The sequence below is a fragment of the Streptomyces sp. NBC_00667 genome, assembly GCF_036226825.1.
Classification (GTDB): Bacteria; Actinomycetota; Actinomycetes; order Streptomycetales; family Streptomycetaceae; genus Streptomyces.
Genome location: NZ_CP109022.1, coordinates 90,692 through 105,971, shown reverse-complemented (window position 1 = coordinate 105,971; position 15,280 = coordinate 90,692). Strand labels below are relative to the sequence as shown.

The 15,280-nt window shown below is 75.8% G+C and carries 11 protein-coding genes; all 11 read right to left on the bottom strand.

From position 1 onward, the window contains the following. Positions 1-16 precede the first annotated feature (16 nt). The 11 genes from OHA81_RS00410 to OHA81_RS00360 all read right to left on the bottom strand — a co-directional run bounded on the left by OHA81_RS00410 (position 17) and on the right by OHA81_RS00360 (position 15,144). The gene (locus OHA81_RS00410; protein WP_329191593.1) at positions 17-1,834 is read right to left on the bottom strand and encodes a VgrG-related protein; all 1,818 of its coding nucleotides are present in this window, start codon (positions 1,832-1,834) and stop codon (positions 17-19) included. Then, positions 1,831-2,556 carry a CIS tube protein gene (locus tag OHA81_RS00405; protein WP_190184828.1) on the bottom strand — a complete coding sequence of 242 codons (726 nt, stop codon included), beginning with the start codon at positions 2,554-2,556 and terminating at the stop codon, positions 1,831-1,833. Before OHA81_RS00405 ends, OHA81_RS00410 begins: the two co-directional genes overlap by 4 nt. Before the next feature lie 45 nt (positions 2,557-2,601). Next, entirely contained in the window at positions 2,602-3,027 is a 426-nt protein-coding gene (locus tag OHA81_RS00400) for a phage tail protein (protein WP_190184829.1), read from the bottom strand. A gap of 28 nt (positions 3,028-3,055) precedes the next feature. Continuing rightward, the gene (locus tag OHA81_RS00395) at positions 3,056-6,268 is read right to left on the bottom strand and encodes a hypothetical protein (protein WP_329191591.1); all 3,213 of its coding nucleotides are present in this window, start codon (positions 6,266-6,268) and stop codon (positions 3,056-3,058) included. Positions 6,269-6,272: 4 nt separating this feature from the next. Next, positions 6,273-6,431: a DUF6760 family protein gene (locus OHA81_RS00390; protein ID WP_167739575.1), complete on the bottom strand. Its 159-nt coding sequence runs from the start codon at positions 6,429-6,431 to the stop codon at positions 6,273-6,275. Next, a complete protein-coding gene (locus OHA81_RS00385) occupies positions 6,428-6,928 on the bottom strand; it encodes a zinc-ribbon domain-containing protein (RefSeq protein WP_190184832.1) in 501 nt (166 codons plus the stop codon). Before OHA81_RS00385 ends, OHA81_RS00390 begins: the two co-directional genes overlap by 4 nt. Further along, the gene (locus tag OHA81_RS00380; RefSeq protein WP_190184833.1) at positions 6,925-7,365 is read right to left on the bottom strand and encodes a phage tail protein; all 441 of its coding nucleotides are present in this window, start codon (positions 7,363-7,365) and stop codon (positions 6,925-6,927) included. The genes OHA81_RS00385 and OHA81_RS00380 overlap by 4 nt, the downstream gene beginning before the upstream one ends. Before the next feature lie 50 nt (positions 7,366-7,415). Beyond that, a complete protein-coding gene (locus OHA81_RS00375; protein ID WP_329191586.1) occupies positions 7,416-8,978 on the bottom strand; it encodes a phage tail sheath family protein in 1,563 nt (520 codons plus the stop codon). A gap of 162 nt (positions 8,979-9,140) precedes the next feature. Continuing rightward, complete coding sequence (locus OHA81_RS00370; protein ID WP_329191585.1) at positions 9,141-11,249, bottom strand: AAA family ATPase; 2,109 nt, start codon at positions 11,247-11,249, stop codon at positions 9,141-9,143. After that, the gene (locus OHA81_RS00365; RefSeq protein ID WP_329191583.1) at positions 11,246-11,968 is read right to left on the bottom strand and encodes a DUF4255 domain-containing protein; all 723 of its coding nucleotides are present in this window, start codon (positions 11,966-11,968) and stop codon (positions 11,246-11,248) included. The genes OHA81_RS00370 and OHA81_RS00365 overlap by 4 nt, the downstream gene beginning before the upstream one ends. Then, positions 11,965-15,144, bottom strand: a complete 3,180-nt coding sequence (locus OHA81_RS00360) for a hypothetical protein (RefSeq protein WP_329191581.1) — start codon at positions 15,142-15,144, stop codon at positions 11,965-11,967. The genes OHA81_RS00365 and OHA81_RS00360 overlap by 4 nt, the downstream gene beginning before the upstream one ends. Between the last annotated feature and the right edge of the window lie 136 nt (positions 15,145-15,280).

Genomic DNA, 15,280 nt, shown 5'->3' with positions numbered 1-15,280 from the left:
GGAGAACAGGAAGGGGTCAGTTGATGCGGATGAGGCGGGCCTTGAGGACGCCGAGCAGGCCGCCGTTGATGGTGACGTCGGACTTCCCGTTCACCTGCACCGACCGGCCGCCGATGCTGACCCCGGCGGTGCCGTCGATGTCCACCTGCCGGCCGGACACCTTCACGGTGCCCCGCCGGGCGTCCAGCGTGATGCCGTTCTTGTCCAGGAGGACGGAGGTCAGCGGTCGGCCCCGGCCCGCGTACACGGTGAGCTCGATCCGGTCCCGGCGGTCGTCCATGCGTACTTCGAGCCGCTCGTCCCCGGTCACCAGCCGCAGCCCGGAGGGCCCCGGCGCCCGCGCGTCCAGCAGCTCCACCCGGTGGCCCGAACGGGACACCACCGAACGGCGGTTGACCTTGCCGCTGGTCTTGTCGATCAGCGGCACGTCGTGCGGGGAGGGCTGGTCCACGCCGTTGTACAGGCCGCCGATGACGTACGGACTGTCGAGCAGCCCCTGCTCGAAGCCGACCAGCACCTCGTCGTTGACCTCGGGACTCACCACACCGCCGCCGCCCTTGCCGCCCCACTGGACGGTGCGCACCCAGTCGGTGACGTACGTGTCGTCCAGCCAGGGGAACTGCAGCCTTACCGCGCCGCGTTGGGAGCCGTTCGGCTCGCGCACGTCCGTCACCACGCCGATCGCCAGACCGGGGATGCGCGGGCCGCGCCCGGGCGCGTTGGCCCCGGTCACCAGGCCGGCCAGGGAGCGGTCCGGGCTGGCGCTGACCCACACGGTGGTGCGGTAGCCGCCGTGCGGTTCCAGCACGTGCTGCACGGCCGTCGCCGTGTACCGGCCGGAGAACGCCTGCCCCACGTTGCCGAGCGCCACCGGCTTGCCCGCCCGCAGCATGGGATTCCCCTCGGTCACCGCCTCCAGCTCGCCGAACCCGGCGCTGACCTGGCCGGCCGCCGCCTTCGCGACCGCCGTCGTCTCGGCCTGCGTACGGTACGGAGTGTCGGTGACGGCCACCGCCGACGTCCCGAACCGGGCGCCGAGCTGGGGGCTGAGACCCGGCGCCACGGTGTCGCTGACCACGGACGGCTGCTCCGCGACCAGCGGCCGCTTCGTGGTCACGTCCCAGCCGCGCACCTGCACCTTCGAGGCGCCGTCGGCAGCCGACAGGGCGGCGCGCAGGGCGAGGAGGTTGCGTCCGTACTCCAGGACCATCGGGTTGCGCGCGGCCGACGTCGACGGGGCGGGTGCCCCGGAGGCCTTCGTGGGCTTGGTGAACTGGAGCAGGCCCTGGTCGTCGACGCGCACCAGCGCGCCGCTCTCGGCCGCGAGGTACTGCAGGAAGTCCCAGTCGGAGACGTTCGCTTGCGACAGCTGCTTGTACGTCACCGGCGCCGCCTCCACCTTCCCGACGGCCAGCCCGGCGCCCGCGGCCACCTTGCGCACGATCGCGGCGGCCGTCATGTTCCGGTACGCCACGACCTTGCGGCCGCGCTGGAGGCGGTGCGCCTTGGAGTAGGCGCGTACGACGGTGAACGAGCCGGTCCGGTCCCGGTCGATCTCCAGGGCGGTGACCTCGCCGTTGAACAGCCGCTCCCGGGCCTGCCCCTTCACCGTCATCACCGACACCCGCAGCGGGCTGCCGATGGTGATCCCGGTGGCGCGCAGGAACTCGTGGTCGGGGTCGCGGTAGGTGAGCACCGCCGTGTCCGGCAGGCCCACGTTCTCGTCCACCACGCAGCTCACCAGCTGCGCCGCCCAGATCGGCGCGAGTTCGCCGGGCGCTTCCACGATCGGGTCCGCCGCGAACGACCGGCCCCCGGATTCGGCTCCGCTCACCGCTGCTCCTCCTCGCCGTGGGTGTCCTGGAGGCCCGGCACCACGAGTTCGGAGCCGGGGACGAGCGCCATCGGGTCGTCGATGCGGTTGGCCTCCGCGATGGCCCGCCAGGCCGTCGCGTCGCCGTACTCGCGCCAGGCCAGCATCGCCAGGCTGTCGCCCGCCACGACGGTGTGCGTACTGCGGGCGGTGCGCGCGCCCGACGTGGGGTTCTGGCCGGGCGGATCGACGCTCGCCTCCTCGATGGACAGCGAGCAGGTGGCCCGCAGCGGCTTGCCGTCCACGTCGAAGAGCGTGTACGAGACCGAGAGGTTCGACAGCACCCCATCGAAGGACGTCGTGCGCGCGCTGCCCCACTCGAAACGCACCCAGGGGCTCGCCGGCTTCTTCCGGCCGAGGCTGGCCGGTGTCGGCACGCAGGCCTTCATCAGCTTCTCCACCGCCTGCTCCACCGAGTTGTCGTGTTTGGCGGTGGCATCCAGGAACACGTCCAGGCTCAGCGTGCGCGGGCCGCTGCCCACGAACTCGGGCAGGGCCGACTGGCCGGCCATCCGGGAGGGGGTGCGCCGCCACTCGGTGGTCTTGCCCAGCTGGAGGGTGGAGGGGTTGAACTGCAGGTCGAGCTTCGCGATCGTCCCGCCGGGCCTGGCCCCGACCGAGGCCGGGGGCTCTTTGAGGGTGAGCTGGGCCCGGGCGCGGCTGGCGCGTGCCGATGAGGCCATGACCGTGGGGTTCCTTCCGGAGCGGGGGTTGCGGGGGCGGGGCGGTCAGGAGGGGAGCAGGCCCTCGTGGGCGATCTCCAGGGTCTCCACCGCCGCTTCGGAGTGGGCCGGGTCGAAGGACGGGCCCTGCCAGCGCACCGGGACGATCCCGAACACCTGCCAGCTGATGATCCGGCTCAGGTCGGGGCGCAGGGCGACGATCTCCCCGTCCTTGGGCTCGACCCGCCGCAGCGTCTCGTCCAGCCAGCGGCCGATCTTCGCCGTGTCGGCGGTGACGGGCCGGGTGAGGGTGATGTTCGACCAGGTCACGCGGCCGGGCAGTTGGTGGGTGAAGCCGTTGTTGCCGCCTTCGGCGTAGCTCTCCATCTCGACCTCGGCGCCCATGCCGGAGCAGGTGTGGAAGGCGCCGAGGTCGTTGCCGCCGATCGCCAGCCGGAAGAACACGCTGGTCGCGAAGATGTTGTCCGTCATCGTTTCTCGTTCCTGGTTGGTCCGGTGCTCAGCGGCGGCCGTCGAACGGCCTGCCCGCGCGTTCGCGGCCGCGCCGCAGCTCGGTACGGAGCAGGCGGGCGACCGGGTCGAGCAATCGACGGGCCAGATCGTCCAGATCGAGGTCGCCGCCGCCGCTGCCGCTGCCTTGTGGTGGGGGGCCGGCTACCGGGGTCGGTGCGGGCGTGCCGTTGCCCCGGCTGCGGGCGGGCTCGCGCTGCACCGACGGCGGGTCCGCCGGCCGGGCGGCGGGGGGCGCCGCCCCGGGCCGCACCACGGGGACGGGGTGCGCCGCCGGCCCGGCCGGGGCGGGCTGGACCACGAGCGGCGGCGCCTGCGGGGCGGTCACGGGCAGCCGGGTGGCGGGCGCCGCGACCGGCGCGGGCGCCGGGCGGGGCCCGGGCACCGGGCGTATGACGGGGGCGGCGCGCGGGGTGGGCACGGGGGTCGCGGACGTCGGTCCGGGCCGGCCGGCCGCTGCCCGCTGGAGCGGTGGGGCGGTGGGCGAGCCGGGCCAGCGTGCCGCGACGACGGGACGGCTTACCGCCGGGCGGGGTGCGGGGGCGGCCGCGCTCCCCATGTCACCGGTGCTGCCGAGGGTCAGGGGCCGGGCCGCCAGGAGCTGGACGGTGCGGCGGTGGGGCGGAGTTCCGCTCCGCTCGCTGCCGGCGGGGGCGACGACGGGCGGAACGGGCCGGTCGGCGCGCCGGACCCCGGCGGGGGCTCCCGGGTGGCCCGCGAGGTGCGGGGCCGCGGGCCCGGTGCCGGTGCCGGTGGCCTGCGGGGTGGCGGCCCGCTGGACGAGCGGGGGCACGGCCGGGGAGGCCGGGGCGGTGGAGGGTTCGGCGGTACGGCGCTGTACGCCGCTCCCCTCTCCCAGCAGCGACCTGTGGTCAGGTGCGAGCGCGCGCTGTACGTCGGCACGGGAGAGGGGCGGAGCGGCAGCGGGCACCGAGGCGGTCGGCGGCAGCGAGGGCAACGGCGCCCCCAGCCCGCTCCGGACGCGCGGCTTGGCGGCGCCCGGGCCGCCGGGCCCGCGATGCGCCTCGGGCCGGTCCGCGTGGAGCCGCGCCCCCTTGTCGGGTTCGACCTGGCGCTGGACCACGGGCATCGCCGGGGCGGGCGCGGAGCCGGCTGCGCCGGGGGCCGACGGCACTGCGGTGGGCGGCAATTCGGCCAGGGGGGCGCCGAGCGGTGCGCGGCTGCCCGCACGCTGCACGGGCGGCGTGACCACCGGGGGGACGGCGGGACGCACGACGGCCACGCGCCGCGCGGGCGTCGCGGGCCGCCGGGCGACGGTCAGCAACCGGCCGACGGCGCGCGCCCGCACCACGGCGGCTGCCTCCGGGGCGGCCCCGGATCCTGCTCGGCCGCGGGCTCGCGTGGATCGCGAGGTGCCCGCCGAAGCAGGCCGGTCCGATGGAGCTCCGCCCGTACGGCCGACACCGGCACCGGCGTCGGCCGGGACGGCCCCGGAGGCCGCGGCCCGCTGTCCGGGAGGCCCCCCGCCGGTGCGGCCGGGGTTTCGGGTGGGCCCCGGCGTACTCGACGCGGCCCGCTGGGCAGACGTGTCCCCGCCCGTACGGCCGGGACCGGCGCCGGGGTCGGCCGGGACGGAACGGGACCCGGTTCTTGTGGCGGAGGCGGGGCTGGGACCGGCGGACGCGCCTACCGCCGGGGTGCCCCCGGCGGTAGCTCCGGGGACCACCGCGATACGGCGCACCAGCGGGAACCGCGCGGGCGTCGGCGTACGACCGGGCGCGTCCGGGGACCCGGCGGTGCCGTCGCCGGCCCGCTGTACGGCGGCCGGGGGCGTGCCGAGCACCGCTGCGAAGTGCGTGGGCGTGAGGCCACGGGTACCCGCCTTCCCCGCGCCGCCACGGCCGGAGGGCCGCCCGCCGGCAGGCGCACCCGAGCGGTCAGCGCCGGAGGCGGACGGAACGGAACCGGGCACCGAGCCGTCTGCGGACGCGGCCGCGCGGTCGGCGCCGCGCGATGGCGAGGCGGAGTCCGGCACGGTCCGCCGCTGTGCGGGCGTCGGCGTACCAGGGGTCCCGGACCCCGCGCCACCACGGCCGGAGGCCCGCCCGACGACCGGACCGGGCGCGCCGCCACGGGTGCCGATGGCAGAGGCAGGCGGTACGGAAACCGGCCCGGAGAGGACCGGACCCGGCACGGCCCGCTGAGCGGGCGTCGGCGCACCCGGGGTCGCGGATCCCGCGCCGCCACGGGCGACGACCGGACCCGGCGTGGCCCCGGCAGCGCCACCCGAGCGGACACCGCCAGAGGCAGGCGGTACGGAACCCGGCCCGGAAACGTCCCCCGCGCCGCCACGCCCCGAGGCCCGCCCGACGACCGGACCCGGCGTGGTGCCCGCCCGGCCACCCGAGCGGTCGGAGGCGGAGCCCAGCAGCGGCCGCCCCGCACCCGGCGCCCCTGAGGGGGCCCGCTGTGCGGGCGTCGCCGTGCCCGGCGTCCCGGACCCCGCGCCACCACGGGCGACGCCCGGACCCGGCGCGACGCCGGCAGCGCCACCCGGACGGTCCGAGGCCGAGTCCGGCACGGCCCGCCCCGCACCCGGCGCGGCCGGGTGTGCGGGCGTCGCCGTGCCCGGGGTCCCGGATCCCGTGCCGCCACGGGCCGAGGCCCGCGCGATGACGGGATCCGGCGCGCCGCTGCCGCGCACCGGTTCGGCGGAGCCCCGCACGGCTCGGGCCCGGCTCGGCGAGCCCGACGCGGAGGGCTCCGTGGCCGCCGCCCGGCCGCCACGCGTGGTGGCACGGGCAACCGCCGCCGCGTCGGTCCGCCGTACCGGCTCGACCGGCGGCTGCGCCCCCGGCGCGGGTTCCGCTTCGTCCGGGCGGCGCAGCGCGCGCAGCAGCAGCGGGCCGCCGCCGGTGTGGGTGGGGTGGCCGGTGGCGGGGCGGGCCACGCCGCGTACGAGACCGGCCGGGGCGGTCGGCAGCAGGGCGTGGGCGAGGCCGGTGTCGAACGACGGGTCGCGCCAAGCGGCCAGGCCGGCCCGGAAGGCGAGTCCGTCACTGACGCCCATCGGCGCGCGGGACACGGTCAGCTCGGGCGGCGCCGTCCGGCGCCAGCCGCCGTCCCAGTCGCCGGGCACGCCGGGGACCGGCACGCCGACGGCCGGCCCGGCAGCAGCCGTGGCCGACGCCGTACCGGAGGCCGCCACGGCCCGCCGGCGCAGCCTGTCCCGCCATGCCATCTACTCAACCGCCTTCGTTCACCCGGGTGTTGATACGTGCGATCTCGGTGACCCACTCCTGCCGTTCACCGTGGGTCAGGTCGAGGATCTCGTCGCGCTGCCAGTGGAAGTGGTAGGCGATGTACGCGATCTCCTCCCTCAGCCGGGGGAGCGCGTACGTCACGATTCCCCCAGGCGCCCACCGGACAGGTCGACCTCGAAGCCGCCTTCGCAATGCGGGCAGGTGACCGCCGCGCGGGTGTGGCCCTCGCTGTTGACGCGCCGGTAGAAGTCCTGCAGGAACGCCACGTCGGTCGCGTACATCCGCTCCACGACCCCGGCGTGCACGTCGGTGATGGTGCCGAGCCGGGTGATCACCTGGCTGAGCAGCACCACGCTGAGGTACGCCGGGTTCTCCTTGACCCGCAGGTCGATCTGCGGGCGCAGCTCGTCGCGGGCGGTGGCCAGCCGCATCGACCCGTGCCGGTGCACGGTGCCCGCCTCGTCCACGTATCCACGCGGCAGCTCGAACTCGAACTCCGTGCGCAGCCCGTGGTCCTGCCGCGCCGCCGCCGGAGCGGCGGCGGCCGGGGGTGGCGCCGGCTGCTCTGGGGCCGTGGCGGGCGCCGTCACCTGGAGGATCTCCTCCAGGCTGCCCGCCGTCACCGTACGCCGCCTCATTCGACGACGATCTCCTCGAACACGATGGTCACGGACTCGGTGGCCGCGGCGGACTCGCCGGCCTTGAGGGAGGGGCCCTCCCACTTGGAGGCCCACCCGTTCATCAGCTGGATGCGGCGGACGGTCTCGCCCGTGGAGTCCTTGATCTCGATGGTGAGGTTCTGCCGTGCGGTGTCGACGGCCCCGTTGTTCAGGGTCTCCTTGATCCACTTGGTGAACTCGCTGCTCTTGTCGAGTCCCCGGGTGATCGTGACCTCGCCGGCCTGGCGGGCGCCGGGCTGCTTGCGGATGATCTGCTTGCCGTCCTTGCTGACCTGACGGACCTCGACCACCTCCTCCTCGACGGTCATGCCGCTGATCTCCTGGACCGATTCGACCAGGTAGCCACCGAGCTGTACGCCGAAGATATGGGTGGAAAGAGCATCGCCCTCTGCCATGACTGTCTGTCACCTCTCCTTGCTGGAAACGAATGTGATGAGCGCGCCGGTCACTCGTCGACGAGGCTGGTGCTGTCGGAGAACTGGGCCAGCCGGAACACCACGAACTCGGCGGGCTTGACGGGCGACACGCCGATCTCACAGATCACCCGGCCCAGGTCGATCGACTCCTGCGGGTTGTTGTCCCGGTCGCACTTGACGTAGAACGCCTCCGCCGCCGTACGCCCGAACAGCGCGCCGCCCCGCCACTCCTCGGTGAGGAACGCGGTCACGTTGCGCCGGATGCTCGACCAGAGCCGGTCGTCGTTGGGCTCGAAGACCACCCACTGGGTGCCCAGGAGGATCGACTCCTCCAGGTAGTTGAAGAGGCGGCGCACGTTCAGGTAGCGCCAGGCCGGGTCGGAGGACAGGGTGCGGGCGCCCCAGATCCGGATGCCCCGGCCGGGGAAGGCCCGTACGCAGTTCACCCCGATGGGGTTCAGCAGGTCCTGCTCGCCCTTGCTCAGGCGCAGTTCCAGGTCCACGGCACCGCGGATCACCTCGTTGGCGGGGGCCTTGTGGACACCGCGCTCGGCGTCGCTGCGCGCCCACACGCCCGCGATGTGACCGCTCGGCGGGACGGTCGCGTTGCGCCCGGCGGCCGGGTCGAAGACGCGGATCCACGGGTAGTACAGGGCGGCGTAGCGGGAGTCGTAGCCCGCCTCGTCGTTGCGCCAGCTGCGGACCTGCTGCGCGGAGAGCCCGGGCGGGCTGTCGAGGACGGCCACCCGGTCGCCCATCTGCTCGCAGTGCGAGATCACCGCGAGCTGCACCGTCCGCACGCCCTCGGAGTCGATGTCGCCGCGCTCGTAGGCGCTCATCAGGTCGGGCACCGCGACCATGGTGATCTCGTCGATGGTCTCCAGGCCGGCGAAGCCGGTACGGGCCCCCGCGTCACCGACGTACTCGGCCGGGTCGAGCCGGGCCACGTCGCCGCCCTGGCCGGCCGGAGCGGGCGCTGCGGCCGCGGCGTCCGGGACGGCAACGGTCTGGCCGGCGGGCCGGGTCTGGGCCGCGCCGCGCTGCTCGGTGACCTCGATCAGCTTCGAGGCGCGGGCCACGGAGACGAGGTAGCCCTTGACGTTCTTGCGGGCGGACGCCTCGTAGGTCTCGGCGACCTGGTCGCCCTGCCGGACGACGATCTTGAAGCGGTCCTCGGGCGGGTTCTCGCCGTCCGCGTCGGCGATCTCCACGGACACGCCGGTGACGCCCGGCCGGGCCGCGACCAAGAAGCCGCCGAGCTCGACCGGGTCCACGGGGCGGGGCTGGGGGCGTCCGCCGGTGGCGGCCGGTGCGGAGGCCCCCGCACCGGACCCGCCGATGCGGACGACGTACGCGGCGCCGCCGCCGTTGGCGAAGTACCCGTACACGGAGTGGGGCAGGTAGGCGCCCTCGGTGAAGCCGCCGAAGTGCTGGGTGTACTGGTCCCAGCTGGTGACCAGCGTCGGCTCGTGGAAGGGCCCGCTCTGGGCGAAGCCGACGAACGCGGCGACGGCGGTGCCGACCCCTTCGATGGGGCGGGCACCGGACTGCACCTCCTCCACGTACACGCCGGGGGTGAGGTACGTCGCCATTGCTCGCTCCTTCGTATTACGGCCAGTGCATCAGGTCCGTCCACAGCCTTTCCGGTGGAGATCACCGACGGGAGGTGCGTTCGGACCTGGCCGGGGGCAGGTGCGCTGCCCTCCCGGTCGCCCCCGCCGGACCGTCCAGGCAGCGCAGCCGTCCCGTCCGGCTCACACGTGGGCGACCTGGTCCGCGTACGGCCCGAACTCGCCGGCCAGGACCAGCCGGCCGAGCTTGCGGTACTCCTGGGCGACGGCCGTCACCACCTGCCCCATGGTCAGCGGTTCCCCCGAAGCGGCCGCGAAGTAGGCGGCGGTCACCGCGCAGGCCCGGATCGAGCCTCCGGCCAGTTCGAACCGGTCCGCGCAGAAGGCGAGATCGAGGTCACCGGCCCTGGGCACCGGGCTGCCCAGGCAGCGCTCCCACAGGGCCAGGCGCTGGGTGGCGTCGGGTACCGGGAAGTCAGCGACCACGTCCAGGCGGCGGGTGAACGCCTCGTCGAGGTTGGCCCGCAGGTTGGTGGTCAGGATGGCGATACCGTCGAAGGACTCCATCCGCTGCAGCAGGTAGGCCGACTCCATGTTGGCGTGCTTGTCGTGGGCGCCCTTCACCTCTGAGCGCTTGCCGAAGATCGCGTCGGCCTCGTCGAACAGCAGCACCGCGTTGACGGCCGACGCCTCGGTGAAGATCCGCTCTAGGTTCTTCTCGGTCTCGCCGACGTATTTGTCGACGACCGTCGACAGGTCCACCACGTACAGGTCCATGCCCAGGTCGGCCGCCACGACTTCGGCCGACATGGTCTTTCCGGTACCGGAGGAGCCCGCGAACAGCGCGATCACCCCGCGTCCGCGCCCGCCGCCGGGCCGCATGCCCCACTGGCCGAGCACCTGGTCGCGGTGGCGGGCGCGCATCGCGAGGTCCCGTAGCCGGCGGTGGGTGGGGGCGGGCAGCACCAGGTCGTCCCAGCCCACCGCGGGCTCCACCCGGCGGGCGAGGCGGGCGAGGCCCGCGCCGTTCTGGGCGCGTACGGCGGTGCGCAGGTCGGCGGCGGAGAGCGGGCGGCCGTCGAGCGCGGCCGTACGCGTCGCGGCGCCGGCGGCGCGGCGCAGCTGCCCCGCGTCGAGGCGGTGCGCGGCCACGGACCGGGCGAGCGCGTCGGCCCCGGCGTCGGCCCCGGCGTCGGCCCCGGCCGGTCCGCCCTCCTCGGCGTGCTCCGCGGCGGCCCGCTCCAGCGCGTGCCGCCAGCGCGCGGCCTGCCGTTCGGGGGTGGGGGCCGCCACCGTCAGGGTGACGGGGGTGTCGGCGGCCCAGGCGGGTTCCCAGCCGCTCGTGCCGTAGGTGAACAGGGGGATGTCCCGCAGCACCGTGCACAGGGTGCGCAGGACGCGGGCCCGCTCGTCGGGCTTGTCGGACAGTTCCTCGACCGGTCCGAGCAGCACGCCGCCGCTCAGCAGCCGGGCCTCGCGGGCCACGGCCCCCACGAGGCCGGGCACGGTGCGGGTGTCGTGCGCCAGCGCCGCCGCGGCCAGGCCCAGGGGGCGCAGCCCGCGTGCGCGGAGCGCGGCGGCGGCCAGGCCCTCGGCGTCGCCGCCGCGGGTCCGCAGGTGGACGTGGCCGGTGCCGCTGCCGGCCGCGGCGGAGGCCCGGTGCAGCTCGGCCGGGTCGACGGCGGGGTCGTCGGCGGGGTCGCCGAGCACGTCGGCCAGTCGGGGGTCGGGCGAGGCGCTGCCGAGCAGGTGGGCGGTGACCCGGTCGGGAACGACCAGTACCCGGGACAGGGGCGGCCGTTCGGGCTCGGTGACCTCCAGCAGGCCGCCCGCGACCAGCGGCGCGGTCGGGGCGAGCCGGAACCGCGCCGCCGCCGTCCCGGTGCGGCCGCACAGTTCCAGGGCCAGTCCGACGGTCGGCCGACGGCGCGTCAGGTCGTCGTTGAGGAAGCCGTAGAGCCGCTCGAAGCGGGCGTCCAGGTCCGGCGCGAGGGCGATCAGGAGTAGGTCCACGTCCAGCGGCGCCAGCGCGAAGCGCCTGGCCAGGACGTCGAGCGGGGATCCGAGCGGCGGACCGTCCGGGTCGAGCGGGGGCAGGGCGGCCTGATACCCCGGGTCCAGGATCCGGGCGACCACCTCAGGGGTGAGGTACTGGCCCCGGTACGGGTCGTCCGGATCGGGATCGACGGCGCGGCGCAGCGCGACGGCCTGCCGTACCCGCTCCTCGACGAGCCGCAGCCGCGTCCACAGGTACGGGACCGGGTGGGCCGCAGCCCGGACGGTGTGCGTCACGGTTGCCGTTCCCCCCGTCGGCGGCGGGCCGGAGCCTGCGCCCGTTCCCGGGAGCCGCCGAAGCCCTCCGGGCCCGGCTCGGCCACCTCCACGTAGCGCAGTCGGCGCAGGGCCTCCGGGGTGTCCCGCTCGTCCGGTCCGGGCCGGCCGGTGCGCTGCCCGGAGCGTACGGCGAGCCCCTCGGTCACCGGCGGGGCGACGGCCGTGGTCGCCCCGGCCAGCGGCGCCCGTACGCGCAGTCCCAGCGACGGCTTCAGTTCCCCGCCCAGCGCCGACCACACGTCGGAGGCGGCGGGCGCGTCGAGCCCGGTGCCGCCGCCGTCCATGCCCACGATCAGACCGAGTTCGGCGAGCGAGCCGGTGAGCAGGCGCGGGGGCAGCGAGTCGGTCGACACGAGGCAGGCCAGCACCTGGGAGAGCAGCCGGTGTTCGTCCTGCGGCCGGCTCGCCCATGCGGTGACCAGGTACGTCAGCTCGAACCACCGCGCCGGGGCACGGCGCGCGGCGAGGAACCCGTCCGCGTCGTACACCTCGCCCCCGCCGCTGGCGCGACGGGTGTGGTCCTCGCGCACGTCGTACAGGAACACGCAGACCGTGGGGGCGCTGCGGCGCGCCGCCCAGTCCCGCGTCGGCGCGTCGAACACCACCTCGACGCCCGACGCCTCCAGGCCGGACTCCGCCAACAGTCGGCGGAGCCCTTCGTCGACCTCGTGGATCACCGGCGGACCGTCTCGTTGGGCGGCTGGATGGTGCCGCTGACGACCAGGAAGCCGGTCTGCACCGGGGAGAAGCCGGGGCCGCTCGCGGTGATGGTGCGGGGGCCGGTCTGGTCCTTGGCGAGGATCAGCAGCTGGCCGATGAACCGGCCGTCCCGCCCGGGCCGGGTCGGCGCAGCCGCGGCCGTGATGCCCGGCTGCCACGTGAACCGCACCGGCGCGCCGGGCGGGAAGTCCTCGCCCCGCACCGAGGTGACGAAGCCGGGCTTGCCGATCGGCGGCACCGCGACGATGCGGGGCTGGAGGATGCGCAGCTGCTGCCGGGCATTGTTGTCGCCGGGGTCGGCGTCGGTGCCGGTCGTGGTGAGGGCGCCGGTCAGCAGGCCGGTGAGCGCCTTGTCGGGACTGAGGACGACCTGGATGACGGTCCGGGCGCCCGGGGCCAGGTCCGGCAGCGCGCACGTCCAGGCCTGGTCGCAGCCGGGCGGCGGCCCGCCGTGGGGGACGCCCTCGGGGAGGCCGATGCGCAGCCGCAGGCCGGTGGCGAGGGCGTTGCGGCCGTTGCGGATGGTGTACGTGACCACGACGCGGCCCCCCACGTAGCCGGGGTTCGGCTGCGCCGTGAGGCTCAGCCCGGGCCCGGCCGGCGGCGCGGGCGGCGCGGGCGTGGTGGTCGGCGGGTCCGGGGTCGGCGGCTGCGAGGTGGTCGGCGGGGTGGGTGTGTGGGTTGGCGGCGGCGATGTCGGGGGTTCGGGCGCCGTGCGCACCGGCACCACGGTCCGGCCGGCATTGTCCGTGGGGCGGGGGTCGAGCACCGTACCGGTGACGGACCAGTCCACGGGCTGGTCGCCGGGGGTGACGCCGGTGAAGGTGGCGGTCACCGGGACGGTGGCGCCGGGAGGCACCACGCCCAGGGCGCAGGTCAGCGCCGCCGCGTCACAGGTGGCGCCGGGCGCGGTGAGCCCGGTCACGGTGAGGCCGACCGGCGGCGCGACGGTCAGCCGGGTGCCCGGTGAGGCCGCCGGGCCGTGGTTGACGACGTCGACCCGGACGCCGGCGGAGTCGCCGACGGTGAGCGGCGCGGCCTTGTCGGGCGCCTGGACGGCGAGGTCCACCGACTGCTGCACACCGGGTTCTTTCTGCCGGCCCGGCAGGCCGCTGACGAGCAGCCGGTGCGCGCCGGAGGCCACGTCCACCAGCTTCAGCTTCTCCGGGCTGTTGGCCGCCCGGGATCCGCGGGCGCTGAGCACCAGACTCTTGCCGTCGGCCGTCCAGGCGGCGTCGCGGGGCTGGAACGGGCCGCCGGCCGGGGTGTCCGGCAGGTCCCGGCCGCAGGCCCCGGGTACGTCGCGGGCGGCGGCGGGCAGCAGGACCCGGCAGGAGCGGCCCGTCGCGGAGGCCAGCAGGATGCCTCCGCTTTCGTCGAGGCGGCCGCCGCCCTTCTTGCGGTTGAAGGCGAGGGTGATGCCGTCCGGGGAGAACGCAGGGCTGTCGTCGATGACCTCGCAGGCACCGGGGCAGATACCGGCGCTCAGGTCGCGCTGCCGGTCGAGGTGGTCCACCGGAACGGTCCAGACGTGCTTGTTGCCGCCACCGCCGTTGATCACGTGGTTACGGGTGAAGGCCAAGGTCGTGCCGTCGGAGGACCAGGTGGGCTGGGCGTCACCGGACCAGGCCAGGCCCTCCGGCGAGCGGACTTCGCCGCGCAGCGCCCCGGTCGCGGCGTCCGCGATCAGGATCCGCCCCCGGCCCGAGGCTCCGCCGACCCCGCCCGGCGAGGTCCGGGTGAAGGCCAGCAGCCTGCCGTCGGGGGAGAACGTCGGGTCGGTGTCCCAGTCCTTGGGGCCGCGGCCCGCGAGCGGCAGGGGCGCCGCGTTGGCGCCGTCGGCGTCGGCCGTCCAGATCCGCTCGATGCGGCCGTCCGGCGTGTCCTCGAAGCGGGTCAGCACGATCCGCCGGCCGTCGGGCGTGTAGTTCTGCCGCTCGGTCCACGGGTCGGACCCGGCGGCGGGCTGGAACAGCGGGTCCTTGGCCGGGTCCGTGTTCGTGTCGGCGGCCGGGTCCTCCTTGAGGATGGGCAGGCCCAGGTCGCGGGGGTCGGAGCCGTCCATCCGGGCGTCCTGCAGGGTCACCACGTGCGGCCCGGCCGCCGAGGTGCGCTCGACCACCGTTCCGCCGCCGTTCAGCGGACCGAGCCAGGTCGGCGAGCCGACCTCGCGGTCCTCGCTGAGTACCACGTCGGGGGTCTTGTCCGAGTGCGCGGGCACCCGGAACACGTGGTCCCAGTCGCCCTCGCAGGTACAGGTCCGGTCTGGGCTGAGGAAGAGCAGCCCGTCGCCGTCGGGCAGCCAGGCTGCCCCGTGGGTACGCCAGCCCGCCTGAGCACCCGACAGCAGCGGCCCGCCGCCGCGCCCGTCGGTCCACCAAAGGCGCGGACCGTTCGGCCCGGTGGCGGTGTACGCGATCACCTCCCGGTTCTCCGCGTCGTCCACCGGGTTCCACACCGGCTCGGTGGCCGTGCCGTTGCCCGGGTCGGAGACGCGGGTGGCCGGGCCGCCCCGCAGGGCGCGTATGTACACCTGCCGTCCGGCGGTCCGGTCGTCGTCGGAGGAGTACGCCAGCCGTGCGCCGTCCGGCGAGACCGTCGGGTGCTCCTCGTTCGCGGGGGTGTCGGTCAGCCGGGTGAGCCCGGTGCCGTCGGTCTGCACCCGCCAAAGGTCGCGTTGGACGCCGCGGCCAGGCCTGGCCGGCCCGGCCGCGTCGAAGACGACCGACCGGCCGTCCGGGGTCAGCCGCGGGTTCGCCGCGTCCAGGCCGCTGGTCAGACGGCGTACCGAGCCGTCCGCGGACCGCAGGTAGACCTGCGGGGCCGGCTCGTCCCGGCGGCTCGCGAAGACCAGTCGGTCGCCCAGCGCGGCGGGCTGGACGTCCTGGTGGGCCGGGCCCTCCCCGAACAGCGGGGGGCTGTCCTTGCCGGTCGCCCCCACCCGGCCCAGGCTCCGGTGGCGGGTACCGGCGTACACGACCCGGTTGTCGCCGGCGTCGGCCGCGACGGTCCGCGCCGTCGCGCCGCCCGGGCCGGCCGCCGCCGTCACCGCGAGCAGGGGGACCAGCAGGAGCAGCGGAGCGCCGGCCCTCCCCCAGCGGTGTCGCCGACTGCCGGAGTCACCCGTGCCCATCACGGTCCACCTCACAGTCCGGTACAGCTCTACGTATGACCCCGCCACTCTGCCGACCGGCAGGGCCGGCCGGCAGGGCCGCGGGGCCGGACCCGGGGGAAGTACCGGCTGCGCTTTCGGGCAGCCGGTGGGCGGC